The 22,002-nt window shown below is 58.6% G+C and carries 23 protein-coding genes and 2 pseudogenes; 17 read left to right on the top strand and 8 right to left on the bottom strand.

The window, feature by feature from the left end; all coding sequences use genetic code 11:
* Positions 1 to 75 precede the first annotated feature (75 nt).
* Positions 76 to 651, top strand: a complete 576-nt coding sequence (locus QZQ97_RS06415; RefSeq protein ID WP_311992755.1) for a chromate transporter — start codon at positions 76 to 78, stop codon at positions 649 to 651.
* Complete coding sequence (locus tag QZQ97_RS06410) at positions 648 to 1,169, top strand: chromate transporter (protein ID WP_013812811.1); 522 nt, start codon at positions 648 to 650, stop codon at positions 1,167 to 1,169. The genes QZQ97_RS06415 and QZQ97_RS06410 overlap by 4 nt, the downstream gene beginning before the upstream one ends.
* On the opposite strand, the gene QZQ97_RS06405 is transcribed toward QZQ97_RS06410, so the two are convergent.
* Positions 1,170 to 1,526 carry a protease inhibitor Inh/omp19 family protein gene (locus QZQ97_RS06405; RefSeq protein WP_311992754.1) on the bottom strand — a complete coding sequence of 119 codons (357 nt, stop codon included), beginning with the start codon at positions 1,524 to 1,526 and terminating at the stop codon, positions 1,170 to 1,172.
* A 199-nt stretch (positions 1,527 to 1,725) separates the two neighbouring features.
* Here QZQ97_RS06405 and QZQ97_RS06400 point away from each other — a divergent pair, with 199 nt between their 5' ends.
* From QZQ97_RS06400 to QZQ97_RS06390, 3 genes are all read left to right on the top strand, one after another.
* Entirely contained in the window at positions 1,726 to 1,968 is a 243-nt protein-coding gene (locus QZQ97_RS06400) for a type II toxin-antitoxin system ParD family antitoxin (protein WP_197912673.1), read from the top strand.
* Complete coding sequence (locus tag QZQ97_RS06395; protein ID WP_311992753.1) at positions 1,961 to 2,254, top strand: type II toxin-antitoxin system RelE/ParE family toxin; 294 nt, start codon at positions 1,961 to 1,963, stop codon at positions 2,252 to 2,254. The genes QZQ97_RS06400 and QZQ97_RS06395 overlap by 8 nt, the downstream gene beginning before the upstream one ends.
* A gap of 344 nt (positions 2,255 to 2,598) precedes the next feature.
* A complete protein-coding gene (locus QZQ97_RS06390; RefSeq protein WP_311992752.1) occupies positions 2,599 to 3,495 on the top strand; it encodes a PhzF family phenazine biosynthesis protein in 897 nt (298 codons plus the stop codon).
* 145 nt (positions 3,496 to 3,640) lie between these two features.
* Here QZQ97_RS06390 and QZQ97_RS06385 read toward each other — a convergent pair.
* Positions 3,641 to 3,784, bottom strand: a pseudogene (locus QZQ97_RS06385) (DMT family transporter); the annotation flags it as partial.
* Positions 3,785 to 3,811: 27 nt separating this feature from the next.
* Between QZQ97_RS06385 and QZQ97_RS06380 the strand changes: the two are divergent.
* Positions 3,812 to 4,534, top strand: a complete 723-nt coding sequence (locus QZQ97_RS06380) for a 2-phosphosulfolactate phosphatase (RefSeq protein ID WP_311992751.1) — start codon at positions 3,812 to 3,814, stop codon at positions 4,532 to 4,534.
* 122 nt (positions 4,535 to 4,656) lie between these two features.
* Here QZQ97_RS06380 and QZQ97_RS06375 read toward each other — a convergent pair whose 3' ends face one another.
* A complete protein-coding gene (locus QZQ97_RS06375; protein ID WP_311992750.1) occupies positions 4,657 to 5,559 on the bottom strand; it encodes a DMT family transporter in 903 nt (300 codons plus the stop codon).
* Positions 5,560 to 5,737: 178 nt separating this feature from the next.
* On the opposite strand from QZQ97_RS06375, the pseudogene QZQ97_RS06370 reads away from it, so the two are divergent.
* The 3 genes and pseudogenes from QZQ97_RS06370 (at position 5,738) to QZQ97_RS06360 (ending at position 7,449) form a co-directional block, all read left to right on the top strand.
* Positions 5,738 to 6,607 (top strand): annotated as a pseudogene (locus QZQ97_RS06370) (helix-turn-helix domain-containing protein).
* Positions 6,608 to 6,624: 17 nt separating this feature from the next.
* Positions 6,625 to 7,062, top strand: a complete 438-nt coding sequence (locus QZQ97_RS06365) for a glyoxalase (RefSeq protein ID WP_311992749.1) — start codon at positions 6,625 to 6,627, stop codon at positions 7,060 to 7,062.
* 54 nt (positions 7,063 to 7,116) lie between these two features.
* A complete protein-coding gene (locus QZQ97_RS06360; RefSeq protein ID WP_311992748.1) occupies positions 7,117 to 7,449 on the top strand; it encodes an NIPSNAP family protein in 333 nt (110 codons plus the stop codon).
* 89 nt (positions 7,450 to 7,538) lie between these two features.
* Here QZQ97_RS06360 and QZQ97_RS06355 read toward each other — a convergent pair whose 3' ends face one another.
* The 3 genes from QZQ97_RS06355 to QZQ97_RS06345 all read right to left on the bottom strand — a co-directional run bounded on the left by QZQ97_RS06355 (position 7,539) and on the right by QZQ97_RS06345 (position 10,898).
* Positions 7,539 to 8,735, bottom strand: a complete 1,197-nt coding sequence (locus QZQ97_RS06355) for a multidrug efflux MFS transporter (RefSeq protein WP_311992747.1) — start codon at positions 8,733 to 8,735, stop codon at positions 7,539 to 7,541.
* Between the two features lie 125 nt (positions 8,736 to 8,860).
* Positions 8,861 to 10,075 (bottom strand): glycosyl transferase, encoded by a 1,215-nt coding sequence (locus QZQ97_RS06350; RefSeq protein WP_311992746.1) that lies wholly within the window; start codon positions 10,073 to 10,075, stop codon positions 8,861 to 8,863.
* Positions 10,068 to 10,898, bottom strand: a complete 831-nt coding sequence (locus tag QZQ97_RS06345; RefSeq protein WP_311992745.1) for a mannosyl-3-phosphoglycerate phosphatase-related protein — start codon at positions 10,896 to 10,898, stop codon at positions 10,068 to 10,070. Before QZQ97_RS06345 ends, QZQ97_RS06350 begins: the two co-directional genes overlap by 8 nt.
* A gap of 293 nt (positions 10,899 to 11,191) precedes the next feature.
* On the opposite strand from QZQ97_RS06345, the gene QZQ97_RS06340 reads away from it, so the two are divergent.
* From QZQ97_RS06340 to QZQ97_RS06305, 8 genes are all read left to right on the top strand, one after another.
* Positions 11,192 to 12,055 (top strand): GNAT family N-acetyltransferase, encoded by an 864-nt coding sequence (locus QZQ97_RS06340; protein ID WP_311992744.1) that lies wholly within the window; start codon positions 11,192 to 11,194, stop codon positions 12,053 to 12,055.
* 247 nt (positions 12,056 to 12,302) lie between these two features.
* Entirely contained in the window at positions 12,303 to 13,175 is an 873-nt protein-coding gene (locus tag QZQ97_RS06335) for a MurR/RpiR family transcriptional regulator (protein ID WP_311992742.1), read from the top strand.
* A 17-nt stretch (positions 13,176 to 13,192) separates the two neighbouring features.
* Complete coding sequence (gene ddpX / locus QZQ97_RS06330; protein ID WP_311992741.1) at positions 13,193 to 13,756, top strand: D-alanyl-D-alanine dipeptidase; 564 nt, start codon at positions 13,193 to 13,195, stop codon at positions 13,754 to 13,756.
* Positions 13,757 to 13,790: 34 nt separating this feature from the next.
* On the top strand, positions 13,791 to 15,341 hold the full coding sequence (locus QZQ97_RS06325; protein WP_311992740.1) for an ABC transporter substrate-binding protein: 1,551 nt from the start codon (positions 13,791 to 13,793) through the stop codon (positions 15,339 to 15,341).
* A gap of 191 nt (positions 15,342 to 15,532) precedes the next feature.
* Entirely contained in the window at positions 15,533 to 16,549 is a 1,017-nt protein-coding gene (locus QZQ97_RS06320) for an ABC transporter permease (protein WP_311992739.1), read from the top strand.
* Positions 16,549 to 17,463: a D,D-dipeptide ABC transporter permease gene (gene ddpC / locus QZQ97_RS06315; RefSeq protein ID WP_311992738.1), complete on the top strand. Its 915-nt coding sequence runs from the start codon at positions 16,549 to 16,551 to the stop codon at positions 17,461 to 17,463. Before QZQ97_RS06320 ends, ddpC begins: the two co-directional genes overlap by 1 nt.
* Positions 17,463 to 18,467, top strand: coding sequence for an ABC transporter ATP-binding protein (locus QZQ97_RS06310; protein WP_311992737.1), 1,005 nt, complete (start codon positions 17,463 to 17,465; stop codon positions 18,465 to 18,467). The genes ddpC and QZQ97_RS06310 overlap by 1 nt, the downstream gene beginning before the upstream one ends.
* Positions 18,457 to 19,404 (top strand): ABC transporter ATP-binding protein, encoded by a 948-nt coding sequence (locus tag QZQ97_RS06305; RefSeq protein WP_311992736.1) that lies wholly within the window; start codon positions 18,457 to 18,459, stop codon positions 19,402 to 19,404. Before QZQ97_RS06310 ends, QZQ97_RS06305 begins: the two co-directional genes overlap by 11 nt.
* Positions 19,405 to 19,416: 12 nt before the next feature.
* Here the strand turns inward: QZQ97_RS06305 and lpxA are convergent, their stop codons facing one another.
* Complete coding sequence (gene lpxA / locus QZQ97_RS06300) at positions 19,417 to 20,205, bottom strand: acyl-ACP--UDP-N-acetylglucosamine O-acyltransferase (RefSeq protein WP_311992735.1); 789 nt, start codon at positions 20,203 to 20,205, stop codon at positions 19,417 to 19,419.
* A 234-nt stretch (positions 20,206 to 20,439) separates the two neighbouring features.
* Positions 20,440 to 21,966 carry an MFS transporter gene (locus QZQ97_RS06295; RefSeq protein WP_311992734.1) on the bottom strand — a complete coding sequence of 509 codons (1,527 nt, stop codon included), beginning with the start codon at positions 21,964 to 21,966 and terminating at the stop codon, positions 20,440 to 20,442.
* Positions 21,967 to 22,002: the final 36 nt, after the last annotated feature.

Genomic DNA, 22,002 nt, shown 5'->3' with positions numbered 1-22,002 from the left:
CCGAAATGCATTAGACATCATGGCATGACGGCGCGCATCATACCAGGCATCAAAATAAGCGATGTGGAACGACCAATGTCTGAATCGGATGCGGTAAAAAACAACACCCGGCTTGCGGCACCGCCGGGCAATGGGGAGCTGTTTTGGGGCTTTCTGATGCTGGGGTTGATGGGGTTTGGCGGCGTGCTGCCGCTGGCGCGCAATATGCTGGTGGAGGATCGGCGCTGGCTGAGCGGTGAACAGTTTACCGAGCTGCTCGGGCTATGCCAGTTTCTGCCGGGGGGCAACGTGATCAATCTTTCGGTCGCGGTGGGGATGGAGTTCCGCGGCCTGCGTGGCGCTTGTTGTGCGTTGCTGGGGTTGATCAGCGCGCCGACGGCGATCGTGGTCGGGTTGGGGATGGTTTACGCCCGCTTCCAGAATGATGCGCATGTGCAGCACGTGTTTGCCGGGCTGGCGGCCGCTGCGGCCGGGTTGCTGCTGTCCACCGGGATAAAAATGCTGTGGCCGTTGCGCGGTAAATGGCTGGCGCTGGGGATGGTGGCGCTGTGCCTGATTGCCATCGCCTGGCTGCGCCTGCCGCTGTTGCCGACCATGTTGGTGCTGGCGCCGCTGAGCATCCTGTTGCTGTGGTGGAGGAAGCCCTCATGATGGGCGTATTGATCTCGCTGGCGATTATTTTCACCGAGCTTTCGCTGTTGGCGTTCGGCGGCGGCATGACTATCCTGCCGGAAATGCAGCGTCAGGTGGTGGAGGTTCATCAATGGATGAGCGCACAGGAGTTCAGCGCGCTGTTCGCCATGGCGCAAGCCGCGCCGGGGCCGAATATGATGATCGTGCCGCTGATTGGCTGGCACGTGGCCGGCTGGGCGGGGCTGCTGGTTTCCTCCGTCGCCAAGTTCGGCCCGTCATCGATCGTGACTTTACTGGTGATGGGCGCCTGGCGGCGCTTCAAGGACAAACCCTGGCGGCGCATCGTGCAGACCGGACTGGTGCCGGTCACCGTCGGGTTGGTGGCGGCCAGCGGGGTCTTGATTGCCGAAGCCTCTGCGCCGAGCTGGCCGTTGGCGGCGATCATCGCGTTGGCCACGCTGCTGAGCATGAACAAACGCATTCACCCGCTGTGGGTACTGGCGGGCGGTGCGCTGCTCGGGCTGCTGGTAGCCTGATCAGCGCGGCGTCAGCACAAAGCGGGCTTTACCGTCGTGGTTCATGACTTCGTAGCGTTTGGGGGCGGTCAGTGCCAGAAACGCCACTCTGCTGCCGTCGGCGTTGGTCAACGTCATACCGTCCGGCGTCGGGCGCCAGGCTACCGGCAACTCGGTGAGCGCCAGCGGTTGCAGGCACTGCGATGAGGCGGTGAAACGATAGGCGTTGGTACTTTCGATCCGTTCATCGCTCAGTTCAACGTCGCAGGCGGCGATCTTGCCTTCGATGTCGGTCAACTGCCAGTGCCCTTTCAGCGCGGAAGGGGCGAGCAGCGGCAACGAACTGGCGAAGGTATTGCTGCATAACAATAGGCTCATAACGGCTCCTGTCAGGGCAATGCGGCGTAATGCGCGCAACGGGGTAAAGGGGTAAAGGTTGATCATCGGTTTCCTTACTGTCGCTTTTGTGGCCGGGCGGAAACATCTTCTGTGTCTATGATGATAGCAAAGTTGCCGGCGTTGACGTCTGGCATTGCGGGGGGGATAATTTGTGTTAGTAATTCACACAGGAGGAGTTATGCCTAGAACAACCAGCGTAACCATTGGTGAACAACTGGATGCCTTTGTCAGTCGACTCGTTGACAGCGGCCGCTATGGCTCCACCAGTGAAGTGATGCGAACTGCATTACGTCTGCTTGAGCAAAAAGAATATCACATTGAAACTTTACGGCTTGCTCTTGAAAATGGTGAGCGTAGTGGGGAAAGCGCGTTAAGCTTGCGCGAGATCGCGGCTAAAAAGAAACGTGAGCACAATGTATAAGCTTTCGAACCTGGCTGCCGATGATTTCGCCGGGATCTACGAATATACCTTGGTGAACTTCGGTACAAAGCAGGCTGATCGTTACACTGATGATATGGAAAACTGCCTGCAAACTCTGATTATGGCTCCTGGTATGGGGCGTGAATATGCAGAGATAAAACCCGGCATACGTCGATTTGATCATCAGCAGCATGCAATTTTTTATCGTGTTCGTGACCAAGATATATTTATCATCAGGTTCCTGCATCAACAGAGGGAACCGATGATTCATCTGATCGATATTTAAATATGTGAGGATAAGGAGAGGAAGGTTTTCGCCAATGGTTGAGTGAGCAGGCCGTGCACCTTAGCGTGGTGGACATCAGCGGCGGAATGCACGCAGCGCCTTCCAGACAATCCTGCAATACCACGGTTTCTTCCCGGCAGTATCGTCACTCAGAGCATCTCAAGGACCTACGTGATGACGCCGTTTTAATCTCTCCATGGTCGACGAGCCTTCCGTCAATGGTTAGCGGGGAAGGAACAGTAACGGTTGCCATGTGGCCCCTTCAAATAGCGGCAGATTGATAAATTGATGTAAGCCATTTAACAGAGCTATCATCAAGGCTTGTATATAGCGGATTACGGCAAATGCTCCAAAGAGATGATGTGATACCACGCGCTTACAAGCAGGTGGATGTATTTACCACCTCGCCATTGCAGGGGAATCCCTTGGCGGTGATCCTGGAGGCTGAGGGGTTGAATGAAATGCAGATGCTTTCATTGGCTCGCTGGACCAACCTTTCGGAAACGACGTTTGTTTTCAAACCGACCAATCCGGTTGCAGATTATCAGGTGCGTATCTTCACCCCCGAAAAAGAGTTGCCCTTTGCCGGACATCCGACATTGGGTACGGCCCATGCATTATTGGAGGCGGGGTTGGTGACCAAACAGCCGGGGATAGTGATGCAAGAATGCGGGGTTGGTCTGGTTGCGGTCAATATCTTACCTGACGGAACCCTGGCGTTTGCCGCACCGGCGGTAACGTTTCGAACGCCGGCGGTTGGAGAAAGGGATCTGCTAAAGGCCGCTTTTCAGCAGGCGGTTATTGAAACAGATACGATGCCGGTGATTGCCGATATGGGTATTCGCTGGCTCATGGTACGTATGCCAAACGCTCAATCCTGCCTGAGGGTGACACCGGATCATGCCATGATTAAAAAGCTGCAAATTGCCTGTCATGTTGATGGCGTGGTGATTTATGGTGCCTATTCTTCAGGTGGTCCCGCAGATTACGAAATGCGAGCGTTTTTGGTTGAATGGGATCAGTTGGTTGAGGATCCCGTGACTGGCAGCGCTAATGCGTGCCTGGCCCGTTTGTTGAAGGCCAATAACTTCCCCGACGGTGGCTCGACGGCACAGGGGTATCAGGTTCGACAAGGGACCCAACTGCAGCGAGAAGGCCGGGTTAGCGTTCGTTTTATTCACGACGAGCCATGGATTGGTGGACAGAGTTGCACGCTGATTAATGGCTGGTTGCACATTTAGGTGTGGCAATAACGCACTGATTACCAGACATTATGACCGGGAATGGGTACAGCGCCCGTTCCCGGCCTAGAGTGTACGAGTTGATAGAATGCCCCAAGATGGTAAGGCGGCATGCCAGATCGACCGTTGTTATTGCAGTTTCTCCTTACGCCGCTCGCCGCCATAACGCGGCGTACATGCCGGGTTTGGCGAACATCACCAGATTCCCCAACAGGATCAGGCACAGGCCGATCACCGCGTTGAGGTGCCACTGGTAACCTTCATAGAGTGTCGAGATGCTCAGCGCCACGAAATCTTTTTCGTTATGGAGCCGTAGATGGGTTATTTTTCGCAACTTCCATTCGATGTTCGTCTTGAGTGGGGATCAAACGCCATCGAGCACATGGCGGGCGACGTTGATTGCGTCATCATTGTCGATGTGATGTCGTTTTCAACCTGTGTCAGCGTGGCAACCAAACGGGGAGCCAGCGTCTATCCCTATGTCTGGAAAGATGACTCGGCCAAGGATTATGCAAGCAAGTTAGGCGCGGTAACGGCCAGCAACACCCGGCGTTTTGATGGCGCAGTGTATTCTCTTTCCCCACTCTCGTTGGTCACTATCCCTGCGCTGACCAAGCTGGTGCTCCCGTCCCCCAATGGCTCCTCGTTGGCCTTTAAGGCTCGAGACTCAGGGGCTGCGGTATTCTGCGCTTGCCTGCGCAACCTTAAAGCGACAACCATTGCCTGTGCGGCGTATCGAAACATATTGGTGGTCCCCAGCGGTGAAAAATGGCCGGACGGTAGCCTGCGACCAGCACTTGAGGACTGGCTGGTTGCTGGCGGGGTCATCGCCCAACTGTCAGAAAGAAACCCGTCGCCGGAAGCACTGGCGGCGGCGGCAAGCTTCCATGCGTTGCCTGCGACCGCATTGCGCCAGTGCAGCTCAGCGCGGGAGTTGATTGAACGCGGGTTCGCCGCAGACGTTGATCTCTGTTTGGCGACTGATGCAGACGACAGGGCCTGTCGGTTGCAGTATGATCATTTTGTCGGTGACCAATGAACACCTCCAGTCTATTAAGGCCTAATTAAACTTGGCTGATTATCTACTCTGCGGTACATGGCACAGCCCGGTTAATTCTATGGGGGCGCTTGTAAGATTCGTCGCTGTATTGCAGTTTCTCCTTACGCCGCCCGCCGCCATAACGCCGCGAACATGCCGGGTTTGGCAAACATCACCAGATTCCCCAACAGGATCAGGCACAGGCCGATCACCGCGTTGAGGTGCCACTGGTAACCTTCATAGAGTGTCGAGATGCTCAGCGCCACCAGCGGGAACAGCAGGGTACTGTAGGCCGCAGCGCTTGCGCCGATGCGGCCCAGCAGGCTGAAGTAAGCGGCAAAGGCAATCACCGACCCGAAAATCGCCAGATACAACAGTGAGCCGATATAACGGGTGCTGAACTCAATCTGGAAGGATGCGCCCTGGGCCAAAGCGATCAGTGCCATCAGGATTGCGCCATAACTCATGGCATAGGTATTGGTGGAAAGAATGTCCAGCCCGCGTCGTTGATGGCGTGAACTGATCATATTGCCGAGCGAAAAACCGTAGGTGCCGAGCGCGCTCAGTCCGATGCCTTTCAACAGTTCCGGCGCCATTTGCGTGGCAACCAGATCCTGCCAGAACAGGGCGACGATCCCGGTCAGGCCCAGTACCGCCGCAGGCAGCAAGTTTGGGCTGGGGCGCTGACGAAAGAAGATCATGCCGTTGACGGCGTTGAACAACACCGCCATCGAAAAAATCACCGATTCCAACCCGCTGCTGATATAGGCCGCCGCATGGTAGAAACAGTAGAAATTAAAGCCGAACACGCAGCAGCCTTGCAGGATGCAAAACAGGTGATCACGCGGCGCAATGCGGCGCAGGCGGCGGGCCAACAGCAGGATCAGCAACATCACCGCGGCGGAAACCACGAAGCGGTAACTGATCGACACCGGAATGGCTACCGGTCCTGCCTGTTGCAGGGTAATCGCAATCCAGGTGGTGCCCCAAATCAGCACCACGGCAAGGTACAACAGCACGTTCATGAATGACTCCGGCAAAATAGACTGTCGCAGTATCCGTCGTTGCTCGCTGTCGCGCTTTCAGCGCTTTGCGAACAATTGCATATTCTTGCGCTTTTTTTAGCAAAAGCGCGGGGCGTAGGCTGGTGCGGTATGGCGTCACTCTTTACACTGAAGACAATTCAGCGAAGCGGGGCCGGCGATGTCCAGATACAAGGCGTTTGAAACACTGCGGGAGCATAAAGCGCGGTTGCATAACAGCGTGCAGCTGGGTTCCGGCGTGGAATTGGCCGCCTGGTCCAACCGTGACGATCGCATTACCCAGGAAAGCGCCGATCACCATACCCTGAGCCTCTATGTCGCCGATGGCTACGAGTGCTATCAAAAAGTGCCCGGCGGCTGGAAGAACGGCGGCGGGCCGGACCGTTTCTGCATTATGCCTCGCCAGTATGAATCCACCTGGGATGTGCGCAGCGATTTGTCTTTCGTGCATGTTTATTGCACCGACCGGCATCTGCGGCAGGTGGCGGAGCAAACCTGGGATCGCAGCCCGGCGGCGATCACTCTCGAGCCGCGCGCCTTCGCCGAGGATCCGCAAATTACGCTGCTGTATCGCCAGTTTTTGCTTAATTGCAACTGGCAGGAACGTGCCAATCAGTTGGCGCTCAGCAGCGCTACAACCTTACTGATGTCGCATCTGGTTCAGCGCTACAGCCAGCTGCAATGGGCTTTGCCGAGGGTACGCGGTGGCCTGGCACCGGCGGTAGCCAGGCGAGTGAAAGAGTATATCGAATAGCATCTCGACACGCCGCTGCTGCTGGCGGATCTGGCGGCGCAGGCCGGGCTGAGCGAATACCACTTTGCCCGCATGTTCAAACATGACACCGGCCTGGCGCCACATCAGTTTGTAATGTGCATGCGACTGCAACGGGCGGAAAAATTGCTGCGCCACAGCCTGTTGCCGCTGACGCAGATTGCGCTGGAATGCGGCTTCAGCTCCGCCAGTCATTTCAGCAACCGCTTCAAAGCAGCTTATGGATTTTCCCCTATGCAGATGCGGCAAGGGCGTTAACCCTAACAGGAGAGAACATGGAACAGCAGTTCGCAGGGCTTGGCGTGTTGTTTATCGCCGGATTTGGGCCAATTACCCAGCAAACGGAGCACAGCAAGGCGTTTTATGTTGACGCGCTGGGGCTGCCGCTCAAACCGATGCCCGGCAATGCCGATTATCTGCTGGCCGAGCATGGCGCGCTGGAAGGGGGGAAGCACTTTGCCTTGTGGCCGTTGGCGCAGGCGGCGCAATCCTGCTTCGGCAGCGAACGATGGCCGGCCGATCTGCCGGTGCCGCAGGCATGGATGGAGTTTGACGTCGCCGATATGGCGCTGGCCACCCAAGGGTTGCTCGACAAGGGTTACCGCCTGCTGGTCGCCAACCGCGAAGAGCCCTGGGGCCAGAGCGTCACCCGTCTCCTCAGCCCGGAAGGATTGCTGATCGGCGTCACTTTCACGCCCTGGTTGCGTGACTGAATTACAATCATGGCCCGTTAGGGAATTTTGCTGTTGGTTTATGAAGGATCATGGATGGAAAACAAAACCCTAGAGATACTCACCTACACCCTCAAGAAGGGGACTGGCCGCGATTTTCACAAAATCATGACGGAAACCAGCGTCCCTTTGCATCTTAAGGTGGGGATCGACGTCGTCCGCTTTGGAAACTCTTTGCACGATGCAGATTCGTACTTTTTGATCCGAGCTTTTGACAGTGTCGAACATCTTGAAAACGCCCAGGATGAATTCTACAAAAGCGATGCCTGGCGAACGGGCCCGAGAGCGGCGATTATCGAAAGGATTGAGCAAAGCATCAAGTCTGTACTGACAATCAGCAACGCTGCACTGGATGCGATGCGGGTTTAGCCTGTCCAAATAGAGTTAAGGCAATAACCGGAACGTCAATCGGGAAGTGCCGCTAACGGCACTTTCCCTGTTCTGAACCACAGTGTTACTCACTTGCGTACGCTTTCCACCTTTCTAAACTGGCTGCGCAGTAGCAGGCAATTGATCAGCACCAGCGCCGCCGTTACCGCAAACACCCAGCGGAAACCCATCAAGGCGGAAACACTGGAGCCTATCAGCGGGCCGACCACGTTGCCGAGGTACATAAACGACTGGTTATAGCCAAAAATGCGGCCGGTAACCTGATCGGAGGAATACTTCAGCAGCAGCGTTTGCACCGCAGGCATCAGGGCGCCGTCGGCAAAGCCCAGCAGGAAGCGTAAAATCCCCAATTGCAGCGGCGTCTGCACCCAGGCCATGATGGCGAACAGCAGGGTGGTCAACCCCAATGCCGCCATCAGAATGCGAGCGGTGCCGATACGGTCGCCAAGCCGGCCGAGACGCGGTGCGGAAACCAGCGCGGCAATGCCGGGAACGGCCGCGATCATGCCGCTGATAAAGGCGATATTGCCGCTGTCGCCGGACAAATCCTTGATGAACAGCGTCAGGATCGGGCTGATGGAGGAGTTCGCCAATTGGATCATCAACGTGCTGATGAACAGCGTGACGATCAGCGCCGGATAAGGCAGCGACTGGAATACTGCCTTGCCGCTCAGTCGGTCGGCCTTTTTCACCTCGACGCGGCGTTCTTTTATCAGGAACAAGGTAATGAGGAAGCTGACGAACATCAGCCCGGCGGTGACGAAAAACACCACGCGCAGGCCCAGATGGTCAGCCATCAGGCCCCCCAGCAGCGGGCCGACGATCACCCCGGAAACCGGGCCGGTAGACAGAGTGCCCAGCGCCCAGCCGCTTTTGTCACGCGGCACCTGTGAGGCCACCAGCGCCATAGCGTTGGGAATATAACCGGAGGTCAGGCCCATCAGCGCGCGCAGCGCAAACAGCTGATAAACGTGGGTCACCAGACCCTGCAACACAATGACGATCGCCATCCCCAGCGAAGCGCGCAGCAGCATCAGCTTGCGGCCTTTGCGGTCCGCCAGGCTGCCCCATAGCGGCGATACCAGCGCAGAGACCAAAAAAGTTCCGCTAAACACCAACCCTGACCAGATGCTGAGCGACTGGTGCCCGCTGACGCCGAGCTGTTCAATATACAGCGGCAGAAAAGGGAGGATCTGGCTCATCGCCAGCCCGGTGAAGAAACAGCCGAGCCAGACCGAAATCAGATTGAGTTTCCACGCTTCCATCAACTTGTCGTACCACTTTGAATTAAGAAGACATTATTGAGCAGAATAATAATAACACCGGTTATCAGGCATGGGGGGAAATGAGTGAGGAAAAGTAAAACCCGCCGTGCGGCGGGTGCTGGCAGTTACTTCTGGTTATCCTGTTCTACGGCGTCATACAGCCGCTGGAGAATATCCGGGAAGGCGGATTGTACGCGGTTCCAGCTTGGTACAAAGGGTTTATCGCCGGGGTTTTCGCTGAAGGCTTGCCCGGCCTGCGAAATCACCCGAGAGAACAGTTCGACCGCTGATTCTTCGCTGTGGCGATCGAAATCCAGACCGTTCATTTTGGCATCGTGCTCAAAGGCGTCGATCATATCCAACGCCGTGCGATAGTAGGTGGCGCGCAGTACGCGAAAAGAATCGCTGGTGATCGGTACCCCCTGGATCGCCAATTTGCGGTACAGCGCCTTGGTGATATCGCCGGCCATACGCTGCAGGCCGCTATGCGGATCTTGTTCCGACATCGGCTGGTGCTTATGATCGTAATTATCGGCGATATCCACCTGGCAGATACGGCTGGTGGCGGTGTTGCGGTGGACTTCCGACAATACGCCGATCTCCAGCCCCCAGTCGCTGGGAATACGCAGGTTATTGAGAATGTGGGTGCGCATGGCGAACTCGCCCGAAAGCGGGTAGCGGTAGCTGCGCAGGTAGTCGAGAAAATCCGAATTGCCGTACACTTTCTGCAGCGATTTCAACAGCGGAAACACCAGCAACCGGCCAACCCGACCATTCAGCTTACCGTTAGCCACCCTGGCATAGTAACCCTTGCAGAAATCGTAATGAAAATGCGGGTTAGCCACCGGATACAACAGGCGCGCCAACATGCGGCGATCGTAGGTGACAATGTCACAGTCGTGCAGCGCCACGCAGCTGGAGCGGCGCGAAGCCAGAGTGTAGCCGACGCAAAACCACACGTTGCGGCCTTTGCCCGGCTCGTTGGGCGCCAGCCCTTCGGCGCTGAGCTGGTCGGCAATCGCCGTCAGGCGCGGCCCGTCGTTCCACAAAATGCGGTGGCGCTGCGGCAGGCGTGAGAAAAAGCTTTTTGCATGCAGGAATTGCTCATGGCCGGCGCGATCCAGGCCAATGACGATCTCCTCCAGATAGGGCACCTGCGCCAAAACATCGACGATCTTGTCCAGCGCCGGGCCTTCCAGCTCGGAATAGAGCGAAGGCAGAATCAGCCCCATGGTGTTGCGGCCGGAAAAGACCTGCAACTCGTATTCCAGTTCGGACAATTCGCGCTGCGCGAGATGGTGAAAGTTGGTGATGATGCCATCTTGATAAAAATCACTCATGGTGAGATCTCCCGTTAATCAGAAAATGATCCAATCCTTCGCACCAGCCCTGGGGGCCTTGCAGGCGCGTACGGTACAGCTGGCCGGAGAAACAGCCCGGTAAATCGAGAGGTTTAGCCTGCTGACCCCGGATCAACACCGCCAGGTCGCTGGCTTGCAGCAGGGAAATATCGTTGGGGCCGTCGCCCAGACTGAGGGTGGTGAAAGGGCGCGCCTGCATTGACTGGTAACGCGCGGTTAACCAACGGGCGGCATTGCCTTTGCTGACGGCCGCGCTCATCACGTGATAAAAGCGTCCGCCCTGGGTTAACTCGAGGTGGTGCTGCGCGAGCAGCGCGCGAAACTGGGCAAGTTGCTCATCGTTACCGGCCCATTTCAGGGGTTCAGAACCGGCGCGCTGGCGTGCCAGATGCGCCTGATCGAGCGTTAAACCTGTCCATTGCGCGACGGTTGCGTCATCCACATCGGCAAATCCCTGAAAGGTAAAACCGGTCTGGCTGCGCAGTTCCCGCAGCGTGGCGCAAAGGCTGGGGTAATCTGCCCCCAGGTGCTTGGTCGGATAGTCGGGGCGATCGCGCCATTGCGCGGGGAAGACAATCTGTGCGCCGTTTTCGGCAATAAACGGCCAGTGGCTCAGCCCGAGTTGCCGCTGCAACGGGGCGACTTCTGCGGCGGTTTTGCTGGTGGCGATAATCAGCGGTGTCTGGGTGTGCGCCAGCCGCTCCAGCCAGGGCTGCGCCGCCTGCCAGCGGTAACTGTGGTGATCCAGCAGCGAACCGTCCAGATCGGTGAAAATTAACAGGTTGGGGCTCGGCTTCAGCATTTCATCTCCATTGTATCGTGCACAATTCACTGATAAATAGGTTGATTACTTTGTTGTCATCTAGACCGACGGGGAAACGGTGCGTGGCGTTGTAGAGGGTGCTTGCCGTCGACGCCGTGACTCCCCTAAGTGAAAATTGTGATGCGAATCACAATTTACCCTAACGGCTTATCGCAGGGGGTGCAAGTTTTGGCTGCCTAAGCAATGCACCACGCAGAACCGAATCTGCTACTCTGCGGGGCGGCGGTTTTCGCCACCCGGCAAAGTTATCCCTATTGAATCAGGAGGCAAACGTGCCCGAGGAAAAGCAAAGCATTCACCTGAGGCCGATGATCGAAAGGGATCTGTCGGCGGCGTTTGGGCTGTCGCAACAAGCGCGTTGGCCTCACGGCCTGGAAGACTGGCAGCAGGCGTGGGCATTGGGGGCGGGAGTGGTCGCAGTGGCCAACGGCGAGACGGTCGGCACCGCTCTGCGCTGGTTGTGGGGGGAGAACCGCGCCACGCTGGGCCTGGTGATTGTCGACGAACGGCATCGCGGGCAAGGCATCGCCAGGGCGATGATGCAGACGCTGATGGCGCCATTGGCCGACTATCAGCTGCACCTGGTGGCTACCGAACAGGGCAAGCCGCTGTATCGGCAGTTGGGGTTTATCGAACAGGGGCGGCTGGCACAGCATCAATGCCGGGCGTTGCCCGCCCGCGACGCCGAGCCTTTGCCGGAGGGCGTCATCCTGCGCCCGGCATTGCCTCAGGATCTATCGACCCTGGCCGAGCTGGATTTCGCCGCTTGCGGCATGCGGCGCCAGCCGCTGCTGGAAACCTTGCTGAGTAGTGCCGCGCAGGCGCTGGTGTTGGAACAGCAGGGGATTGTCGTCGGTTTCGCGGTGCGTCGCCGCTTTGGTCATGGCAACATGGTCGGCCCGGTAATCGCACCCGATATTGCCTCCGCCGTCGCGTTAATAGATGCCCTGTGCCGGCCCTGCACCGGCCAGTTTGTGCGTATCGACACGCCGCAGGCCAACAGCCTCGGCCCCTGGCTGGTTGAGCGCGGTTTGCCCAGCGTGGACACGCCCGCCATCATGGTGCGCGGCGCGCCTCATAGACCGGATCCTGCGAGCGTGCAGACTTTTGCATTGGTTTCGCAAGCGCTGTCATAAAATTGAAAATCCCGGGTTCATGGCGGTGCATTGCCAGATGCATTGCCCAATTGTTGTGCAATAGTTATCAACTGATGACTCTGTTGTAACCGCTGGTTTCGCCGTTTCTGCGCCGCCGTACGCCGCCGCGCGTGAAATATCCCCAGGAAGTCCGCAATTGGCACAGGCCATGCATTGTCATCATCAGTCTTTGTTATCTGAGTAACAGACAGCGGTTTGATGACAACTCAACAACAGCGGGCGAACTATGGCAGACCATCCTGATGTGATCGCACAGATAGAAGCGTCATTCGCGGTACAAACCCCGACCGGCAAGCGTATTGCCGGTTATCTGCTGGCCAATCTGGCGCAGGTGCCGTTTGAAACCGCCGACAGCATCGCCCGCAGCACGGCGACCAGCGGCATTTCAGTCGGCCGCTATCTGCGCAGCCTGGGTTACCGCAATCTCGACGATCTGAAACGCACGCTGCGTGAACAAGGGACGGCGCTGTACCAACCCTGGGGCGTCACCGATCGTCTGGGGGCTTACCGCAGGCGGCGCGATCAGCCACAGCCGCAAAAGTTGCGCCAGGCGTTAACTCTGGAGCTGGAAGCGATAGAACACGTTTACCGGTTGGCCGACGGGGAGGCGTTCAACCACGTCAGCCGCCAATTGGCGCAGGCTGAAGCGGTGTTTGTGGTCGGTATCCAGTCGACGCGCGGCATCGCCAACGCCTTTTACAGCCATCTGGAGTATCTGCGGCCCAGAGTCTATTACGCCGACGGGTTGTCCGGTACCTATGTGGAATCGCTCAATTCGGAATTTAGCGCACCCTATCTGGTGCTGACCGACACTCGCGCCTACTCGACCATCGCCCGGCAGTATTGCCAGGCGGCCTGCGCACGCGGGTTGCGGCTGGCGCTGATCACCGACATTTACTGCCCGTGGGCGCGGGATTACCCGATTGACCTGCTGCAGGTGAAAACCGACACCGGCCAGTTTTGGGATTCGCTCGCGCCGCTCAGTTGCCTGTTCAACCTTCTGCTGTCCTCGGTATTGGAACAGGGCGGCGCAGCGGTGGAGCAACGGCTGGCCAACAACCGCATCCTGCAAAAAGAGCTGGGGCAATTTGAATCTTAACCGCATGGGAATAGGTAATGAGTGACAATGTAACGTTAATTGATCTGGCCGAGGCGTTTCCCGATCTGCCGATAGAGCTGAAATACGCCGGTGCCGATAACCTGACCGGCCGGCCTATCTACCGCGAAAGCCGTTGTCTGCTGCACCCCGATGCAGCGCGTGGGCTGACACGCTGCCTGCGGGCTGCGCGGCTCGCCGGTTTATCGCTAAAGGTGTTTGACGCCTATCGGCCGCAACAGGCGCAGGCGCTGCTGTGGCTGGCATGCCCGGATCCGCAATATGTCACCAGCACGCAAACCGGCTCGCACCACAGCCGCGGCGTGGCTATCGACGTGACGCTGCTGGATGCGGCAGGCACGGCGCTGGATATGGGGACCGGCTTTGATGAGATGAGCGAGCGTTCCCATCCGTTTTACCCCGACTTCCCTCCCGAGGTGCAGCGCAATCGGCTGTTGCTGAATGCGGTGATGGCCGCCGGGGGGTTTTGCGGCATCGCCAGCGAGTGGTGGCATTTTGAGCTGCCCAACGCCGGTGACTATCCACTGTTGGCCGATCGCTTCGGCTGTTTTTCTTACGATTAAAACAAAACATCCTCAACACACCAGGAGTCAGTTTATGAGCAAAGTTAACTATGCCGCGCTGGCGGTGGCAGTCACTATTGGCCTGGCTACCTTGGCCCCGGCGCAGGCGGCGGTACCCAAGGATATGCTGGTGATCGGCAAAGCGGCCGATCCGCAGACGCTGGATCCGGCCGTGACCATCGATAACAACGATTGGACGGTAACTTACCCTGCCTACCAGCGGTTGGTGCAATACAAAACCGAAGGCGGCAAAGGCTCCACCCAGGTTGAAGGCGAACTGGCGGAAAGCTGGGCCGCCTCGGACGATCAACGGGTCTGGACCTTTAAGCTCAAGCCGGGCAACAGGTTTGACGACGGCAGCGAGGTTAACGCCGAGGCGGTGAAATGGTCGTTTGAACGGCTGATGAAGATCGGTCAGGGGCCGTCAGAAGCCTTCCCGAAAGATCTGCAGGTGACGGTGGTGGATCCGCTGACGGTGCGTTTCACGCTGAAAACGCCGTTTGCCCCGTTCCTCTACACGCTGGCCAATGACGGTGCCGGCATCGTCAACCCGGCGATCGCCAAAGCCAATCCGGCCGACGAAGGCAAAGCCTGGCTGGCGAATCACAGCGCGGGTTCCGGCCCTTACAAGCTGGATCGCTGGCAGAAGGGCCAGCAGTTGGTGCTGGTGCCAAACCCGCATTACGGCGGCGTCAAACCGGCGTTTAAACGCGTAACGGTGAAAATCATCGCTGAAAGCGCCACCCGCCGCCTGCAACTGACGCGCGGTGATCTGGACATCGCCGAATCTCTGCCCATCGACCAGCTCACGGCGCTGAAAAGCGAAAACAAGGTGGCGGTTAATGAGTTTCCTTCGTTGCGCGTCACTTATCTGTACCTGAATAACGGCAAGGCGCCGCTGAATCAGGTGGATCTGCGCCGCGCCATCTCTTATGCGGTGGATTATCAGGGCATGGTGAAGGGCATTCTCGGCGGTAACGGCAAACAGATGCGCGGGCCGATCCCGGAAGGCATGTGGGGTTACGACGCCGCCGCCCAGCAGTACAGCCTGGATGCGGACAAGGCCAAGGCCGCACTGGTGGCGGTGAAAGACAAGCCGGCGTCGCTGAGTTTCCTCTATTCGGTCAGCGATCCGAACTGGGAGGCGATAGCGCTCTCGGTGCAGGCCAGCCTGGCGACAGTCGGCATTAACGTCAAACTGGAGAAGCTGGCTAACGCCACCATGCGCGATCGCATCGGTCAGGGCAATTACGACATCGCCATCGGCAACTGGAGCCCGGACTTCGCCGACCCCTACATGTTCATGAACTACTGGTTCGAATCCGACAAAAAAGGGCTGCCGGGCAACCGCTCGTTCTACAGCGATCCGCAGGTGGATGCGCTGTTGAAAAAGGCGGTTTCGGTGTCCGATCAGCAAGTGCGTACCGCCGATTATCAGGCGGCGCAGAAAATCGTCATCGACCAGGCGGCCTACGTCTATCTGTTCCAGAAAAACTATCAGGTGGCGATGAACAAAGAGGTGAAGGGCTTTGTGTATAACCCGATGCTGGAACAGGTGTTCAACGTTGGACAGATGAGCAAGTAATTCTCTTTCGGGTAATTATTCAGAGGATTGCCAAAGCCCATTATTAGGGAGAGCGTGCCGAAGGGGTCGTAGCGGCTTGCCGCCGGAGCGCCCCTCGGTGCGCTAGGCCCGGGTATCTGGGACATAAAGACAATTGTGCAATCAAATTCGGGCAGCCGTTTGGCTGCCCCCTTGCGCCACGGGAAACGACTATGAACGTTTGGAGCCTTATCCGCCAGCGCTGCTGGGGGCTGGTGCTGGTGATGTTCGGGGTGTGCGTCATCACCTTTACCATCTCGCACCTGATCCCCGGCGATCCGGCGCGCCTGCTGGCCGGCGATCGCGCCAGCGAGGAAATCGTCCAGCATATTCGCCAGCAACTGGGGCTGGACCAGCCGCTGTACGTGCAGTTTGGCCACTATGTGCTGGATCTGCTGCACGGCGATCTGGGCACGTCTATCCGCACCGGGCGGCCGGTGCTGGACGACCTGCGCGCCTTCTTCCCGGCTACGCTGGAGCTGGCGTTTTGCGCCTTGCTGCTGGCGATCGCGCTGGGCGTGCCGCTCGGCGTGCTGTCGGCGGTTTACCGCAATAAATGGCCCGATCATCTGGTGCGCCTGCTGTCGGTGACCGGCATCTCCACGCCGGCGTTCTGGCTGGGGTTGGGGGTGATCATTTTGTTTTACGGCCAACTGAACGTCTTGCCCGGCGGCGGCAGGCTGGACGACTGGCTGGATCCGCCCACCCATATTACCGGGTTCTACCTGCTGGATTCGTTGCTGACCGGCAACGGCGAAGCGTTTTGGAACAGCCTGCAGCACCTGATCCTGCCGGCGCTGACCCTGGCATTCGTGCACCTCGGGGTGGTGGCGCGGCAAATCCGCTCGGCGATGCTTGAACAACTGGGCGAAGACTATATCCGCACCGCACGCGCCAACGGCCTTTCGCACTGGCGGGTGGTACTCGGCCACGCGCTGCCGAACGCGTTGATCCCTTCGGTGACGGTACTGGGGTTGGCGTTGGGGGATTTGCTGTACGGCGCGGTGCTGACCGAAACGGTATTCGCCTGGCCAGGCATGGGCGCTTACGTGGTGGATTCCATTCAGGCGCTGGATTTCCCCGCGGTGATGGGCTTCGCCGTGGTGGTGTCTTTCGCCTATGTGATGGTTAATTTGATCGTCGATCTGCTTTATCTGTGGATCGACCCGCGAATGGGGCGCGAGGGCTAATGACTATGTCTCAATTTGAACAACCGCCAGCTCAAATCGAACAACCGCCGGCTGCGGCACCTGTGCTGCGCTTTGTCGGCGCGCGGCGCGCCTGGTATCGGGTGCGGCGCAGCCCGCTGACGCTGTTGGGCGCCGCCATCATGTTCTGCGTGCTGTTTTTGATGCTGTTTTCACCCTGGCTGGCGCCGCACAATCCCGACGCCATTGACCTGACCGCACGGCTGCTGCCGCCTTCGGCCGAACATTGGTTCGGTACCGACGAAGTGGGCCGCGACCTGTTCAGCCGGGTACTGGTCGGCAGCCGGCAGTCGGTAGCCGCCGGGCTGGCGGTGGTGGTGCTGGCGGGCGGAATTGGCTCGCTGCTCGGCTGTTTCTCCGGTGTGATGGGCGGCACGGTGGATGCGTTGATCATGCGTTGTATGGACATCATGCTGTCGGTGCCTTCGCTGGTGCTGACCATGGCGCTGGCGGCCGCGCTCGGACCAAGCCTGTTCAACGCCATGCTGGCGATTGCGGTGGTGCGCATTCCGTTTTACGTGCGGCTGGCGCGCGGGCAGACGCTGACGCTACGGCATCAGGCTTATATGCAGGCGGCGCGTACCTTTGGCGCCTCGCGTTGGCACCTGATCGGCTGGCATGTGCTTCGTAACGTCATGCCGCCGTTGGTGGTGCAGGCGTCTCTGGATATCGGTACCGCCATCCTGATGGCTGCGACGCTGGGCTTTATCGGCCTGGGTGCCCAACAACCGACCGCCGAATGGGGGGCCATGGTGGCCAACGGCCGCAACTATGTGCTCGACCAGTGGTGGTATTCGGCCTTTCCCGGTACGGCGATCCTGATCACCGCCACCGGCTTCAACCTGTTCGGCGACGGTCTGCGCGACCTGCTGGATCCTAAAACCCGGGGGCGTTGATGAGTGAAACGACGGTTCTATCGATTGATGAGCTGCAACTGGAATTTCCGGTCTACGGCGGCAGCGTCAAAGCGCTCAACCGCGTCTCGCTGCAGGTCAAGGCCGGCGAAATCGTCGGCGTGGTGGGGGAATCGGGTTCCGGCAAATCGGTAACGGCGATGATGACCCTGCGCCTGCTGGCCGAGGACGGTTACAACCTGACCGGCGGCAAGCTGGAGGTATTGGGCACCGACGTGCTCAGCGCCAGCGAGCGGCAAATGCGCCAACTGCGCGGTGCCCGGGTGTCGATGATTTTTCAGGAGCCGATGAGTGCGCTAAACCCGACGAGGAAAATCGGTCGCCAGATGTGTGAGGTGATCCGCCTGCACCAGCGGCTGTCGGCGCGGCAGGCGCGTGACAAGGCGATCCAGTTGCTGCGTGAAATGCAAATTGCCGATGCGGAACGGGTGATGGAGCGCTACCCGTTTGAGCTGTCGGGCGGCATGCGCCAACGGGTGCTGATCGCCATGGCGTTTTCCTGCGAACCGGAGCTGATTATCGCCGACGAACCGACCACGGCACTGGATGTCACAGTGCAGCGACAGGTGCTGCGCCTGCTGCAACAGAAGGCTCGCGCCAGCGGCACGGCGGTGCTGTTTATTACTCATGATATGGCGGTGGTGTCGCAGCTTTGTGACCGGGTGTATGTCATGTACGCCGGCCACGTGATTGAAAGCGGCGCTACGGCGCGGGTGATCGACCACCCGAGCCACCCGTATTCTATCGGGTTGTTGCTGGCGGCGCCGGAACGCGCCGAACCGCGCAGCCTGCTGCGGGCCATTCCCGGTACGGTGCCCAATTTGAGCGCGTTGCCGCCGGGTTGCGCATTCAGCAATAGGTGCAGCTACGCCAGCGGCCAATGCCGACAAACGCCGCAGCTGGCGCCATTAGCCGCTGACCCGACGCAACGGGTGGCCTGCTGGCATCCGCAGTCTATCGATCTGGAGGTGCAAAATGAACGTTGAAGCGCTACTGGAACTGCGCGACGTGCGGCTGCGCTTTCCCGCCAGCTATAACTGGCGCGGTAAGCCGAGAGAGTATGTCCATGCGCTTAACGGGCTGGATCTCAACATCATGCGCGGCGAGACTCTGGGGATCGTCGGCGAATCCGGCTGTGGCAAAAGTACCTTGGCGCAACTGCTGATGGGATTGTTGAAGCCCAGCAGCGGTGAGCTGCTGCGCGCTCGTTCTGGTGGCTCCTGGTTCGGCAGCGGCATGCAGATGGTGTTTCAGGATCCGCAGTCGTCGCTCGACCCGCGCCTGCCGGTATGGCGCATTATTACCGAACCGGTCTACGTGCAGCAGCATAACGGCGTGGCAGAGCGGCGGGCGCTGGCGGCAGAACTGGTGCAACAGGTTGGTCTGCGTCCGGAGTCTATTGACCGGCTGCCGCATGAGTTTTCCGGTGGTCAGCGCCAACGTATCTCCATCGCCCGTGCGCTGTCCTCGCAACCGGATATCATCGTGCTGGACGAGCCAACGTCGGCGCTGGATATCTCGGTGCAGGCGCAGATCCTCAACCTGTTGGTGGAGCTGCAACGTCAGCGCAATCTGACCTATGTGTTGATCTCGCATAACGTTTCGGTGGTTCAGCACATGAGCGATCGGGTGGCGGTGATGTATTTGGGGCAGATCGTTGAGCTGGGGCCAACCGCGCAGGTATTGCGCCAGCCGCAGCATCCTTATACCCGGCTGCTGCTGGATTCGGTGCCGCGCGCCGGGCGTGCGCTGAGCGACAGCGCTATTGAAGATCGCAAAGGGGAGTTGCCGGGCAATCGGCAGTTGCCGCTGGGGTGTTTTTTCCGCGAGCGTTGTCCGTATGCCGGGGAAGGCTGCCAGATGCCGCAATCGCTGCGGGTGAATCTGGGTGGCACGGCGGTGCGCTGCCATAAAGTGGCGTGACGGTCATATCGTTCAGCGGATGATGCCCCGCACAGAGCGGGCAAAAAAATCAGTGAACAGCCGCAGTAACGGATATTCCACGCTGAGACGGGCGGCTTCTTGCCGCACGTCTTCCAGCGCCATCGTCTGGTGATACAACATAGCGTAAAGCGAATGTATAACCCGCTGCTGTTGCTCGTCGGCGGCCAGAAAGGCCGGGGCCAGCAGATGCAGGCCGTCCGGTTTGGCGCGGTTGCCGCCGGCCTGGACGAACGGCGGCAGATCCTGCACCGCGAGGGTGCCGTCGGCCAAGCGCGCGTGGGCACCGATAATGCAAAATTGATGCACCGCACAACGCGCGCCGACCCAACCGCCGTCTCCCAGTTCCACATGCCCGGCCAGACCACTGTTATTGCCGATATGCGTGGCGTTGCCAATGATGCAGTCATGGGCAATATGCACATTATCCCGCAGATGGTTGTCATCGCCGATCGCGGTGTGGCGGCAACCTTGTACGGTACCGCGATGCAGGGTGGCGTATTTGCCGATACGGTTGCGATCGCCGAGGGTGAGCGTGGTCGGTTCACCGGCGTATTTCAGGTCCTGGCCGGCTTCGCCGATCGAGGAAAACTGATCGATGACGTTGTCGCGGCCGATGCGCGTCAGGCCGTTAATCACCACGTGGGAGGCGATAGAGGTGCCTTCGCCGATTTCGACGCCGGCGGTGATGAAGCAAAAAGGGCCGATGCGCACGCGCGCACCGATAATCACGCCAGGTTCAATGACGCTGCTGGCGGCAATACGGGCAGAAGGAGAAATCATGGGGCTTCCTGATGGCGGCGCGTGGCGTATCCTTCAGCCAGGCCAGACATCGGTTAACTATTAAGCCGGATTCTGGATTAATCAGGGGAAAAACAAGAAAGTGCGGGCATGAGGGCTTGCCTCTGGGCCGGGTGCAACAAAGTTGTCTGAGGTCAGCATAAGCCCTCGCTACGCTCAGACCACCCGATTATATTTTATTTATTTTATGAACCATTCAGTAATAACGGAATGTGATTACCTGGGGATTACGGCTGCGGTTTTCCAGGGGGCGAAAATCGTCAGGCTGGCCGCAGCCAATGCCCAGGCACCGAAGCCGCCGTACAGCATCACCAGGCCAAAACTTTGCGTCAACGCAGCCTGAGCAAGGGGCGCCAAGGCATCCCATCCGGGGAGTGTTTTCAACGCGGTGAGATTACCCGCCACTATCTGCTCCGCCACCGAACGCAGTGGCAAGCTAACCAATGACTCGGGCAGCGTTTGTTGCAGGTAAGCGTAAACCCCCGCCAGCAAGATAAACCCCATGACCGCAATATTGATAGCCAACGCGATCATTCTGGCGCTCATATCTATCCCGGACGCCATGCCGGCGCGGGCGTTTGACACCGAACCTGTGGTGGTGTTGGTCACCGGGGTATTGGTGATGCCCAGGCCGATGCCGGCGATGAGCAACCCCGGCAGCATAGCCAATCCGCCGGCCTGTTCGCTGCCGCTGCCTGTTTTCATCAGCAGGAAACCCAGCCCCAGCGTGAATAATCCGGCGGGGATCACTGCCCCTGGGCGATAACGCAGAGCCAATCGCTCGCCCACCGGGGGGAAGACAAGCGTGGGAAGCGTATAAGCGAGCAGCGACAAACCTGTGGTCAGGCTGTCATAGCCCAGCCCAATTTGAAAATAGAGCGGCAGGTAGATCATAAAGGGCCAGAAGCTGAAATTCATGCCGATGGATCCCATCAGCGCCCCGGAAAAATGCCGATTCCTGAACACGGAAAACTCAATCATCGGATAGGGGTTGCGTCTCTCAATCCAAATAAACAGCAGCAGGCTGAGGGTTGCCGCAAGAAAAATACCGCCCGCGCGAACGTTGGTGAAACCGAACACGGCTCCCTGAGTGATAAAATAGACCAACCCAAAAACCGACAGCGACAATGTGACGATCCCCAGACTGTCCAATTTTGCCGCCTGAGGATCGCGGGATTCTTGTACGCTGAAAATCACCAGTAACAATGTCAGAACGGCGATGACCACATGAATCAAAAATACCCACTGCCAGTTGGCGAGCGCCACGATAACGCCGCCGATCGCCGGCCCAAATCCTAACCCAATGCCAAAAACGACGCCCCAAATGCCGAAGGCCTGACCACGCTGTTTGCCGCTCTGAAACTGATGCGACAATGCAGCCACCTGGCAAATCAACATGGCACCGCCCGCCATGCCTTGCATAAAGCGGCCCAGGATCAGCATCGTCGACCCGTTGGCCAGGCCGCAGAGTAAGGAGGTAAGGCCAAAAGCGAGAATGGCGATGATGAAAACGCGCCTGCGGCCAAAACGGTCAGACAGCGTACCGGTGGCCATCATCACGGCGGTGCAGGCCAGGGTGTAGGCATTCATAATCCACTGCATATCGCTGAAATCACTGTGTAATACCCGTTCCAGCGTCGGCAGTATGACCGGTACGCTGGAGATTTCCAGGCCGAACATCAGCGCGGCGAGGCAAATTGCCGTTAATGCCAGTCGGTTTTTACTGGCGTGAGAGAGCGTCATGAGTTTTTTCCACAAAAGAGGGTGATGGAAACGAAC

The sequence above is a fragment of the Serratia sp. root2 genome (assembly GCF_031931805.1).
GTDB lineage: Bacteria > Pseudomonadota > Gammaproteobacteria > Enterobacterales > Enterobacteriaceae > Serratia > Serratia inhibens.
The sequence above is the reverse complement of the archived record's forward strand: the minus strand, read 5'-3'. Positions and strand labels throughout refer to the sequence as shown.

Coding starts and splice junctions, on each gene's coding strand:
- QZQ97_RS06415 (WP_311992755.1), top strand. CDS start 76: ATGTCTGAATCGGATGCGGTAAAAAACAACACCCGGCTTGCGGCACCG.
- QZQ97_RS06410 (WP_013812811.1), top strand. CDS start 648: ATGATGGGCGTATTGATCTCGCTGGCGATTATTTTCACCGAGCTTTCG.
- QZQ97_RS06405 (WP_311992754.1), bottom strand. CDS start 1,526: ATGAGCCTATTGTTATGCAGCAATACCTTCGCCAGTTCGTTGCCGCTG.
- QZQ97_RS06400 (WP_197912673.1), top strand. CDS start 1,726: ATGCCTAGAACAACCAGCGTAACCATTGGTGAACAACTGGATGCCTTT.
- QZQ97_RS06395 (WP_311992753.1), top strand. CDS start 1,961: ATGTATAAGCTTTCGAACCTGGCTGCCGATGATTTCGCCGGGATCTAC.
- QZQ97_RS06390 (WP_311992752.1), top strand. CDS start 2,599: ATGCTCCAAAGAGATGATGTGATACCACGCGCTTACAAGCAGGTGGAT.
- QZQ97_RS06380 (WP_311992751.1), top strand. CDS start 3,812: ATGGGTTATTTTTCGCAACTTCCATTCGATGTTCGTCTTGAGTGGGGA.
- QZQ97_RS06375 (WP_311992750.1), bottom strand. CDS start 5,559: ATGAACGTGCTGTTGTACCTTGCCGTGGTGCTGATTTGGGGCACCACC.
- QZQ97_RS06365 (WP_311992749.1), top strand. CDS start 6,625: ATGGAACAGCAGTTCGCAGGGCTTGGCGTGTTGTTTATCGCCGGATTT.
- QZQ97_RS06360 (WP_311992748.1), top strand. CDS start 7,117: ATGGAAAACAAAACCCTAGAGATACTCACCTACACCCTCAAGAAGGGG.
- QZQ97_RS06355 (WP_311992747.1), bottom strand. CDS start 8,735: ATGGAAGCGTGGAAACTCAATCTGATTTCGGTCTGGCTCGGCTGTTTC.
- QZQ97_RS06350 (WP_311992746.1), bottom strand. CDS start 10,075: ATGAGTGATTTTTATCAAGATGGCATCATCACCAACTTTCACCATCTC.
- QZQ97_RS06345 (WP_311992745.1), bottom strand. CDS start 10,898: ATGCTGAAGCCGAGCCCCAACCTGTTAATTTTCACCGATCTGGACGGT.
- QZQ97_RS06335 (WP_311992742.1), top strand. CDS start 12,303: ATGGCAGACCATCCTGATGTGATCGCACAGATAGAAGCGTCATTCGCG.
- ddpX (WP_311992741.1), top strand. CDS start 13,193: ATGAGTGACAATGTAACGTTAATTGATCTGGCCGAGGCGTTTCCCGAT.
- QZQ97_RS06325 (WP_311992740.1), top strand. CDS start 13,791: ATGAGCAAAGTTAACTATGCCGCGCTGGCGGTGGCAGTCACTATTGGC.
- QZQ97_RS06320 (WP_311992739.1), top strand. CDS start 15,533: ATGAACGTTTGGAGCCTTATCCGCCAGCGCTGCTGGGGGCTGGTGCTG.
- ddpC (WP_311992738.1), top strand. CDS start 16,549: ATGACTATGTCTCAATTTGAACAACCGCCAGCTCAAATCGAACAACCG.
- QZQ97_RS06310 (WP_311992737.1), top strand. CDS start 17,463: ATGAGTGAAACGACGGTTCTATCGATTGATGAGCTGCAACTGGAATTT.
- QZQ97_RS06305 (WP_311992736.1), top strand. CDS start 18,457: ATGAACGTTGAAGCGCTACTGGAACTGCGCGACGTGCGGCTGCGCTTT.
- lpxA (WP_311992735.1), bottom strand. CDS start 20,205: ATGATTTCTCCTTCTGCCCGTATTGCCGCCAGCAGCGTCATTGAACCT.
- QZQ97_RS06295 (WP_311992734.1), bottom strand. CDS start 21,966: ATGACGCTCTCTCACGCCAGTAAAAACCGACTGGCATTAACGGCAATT.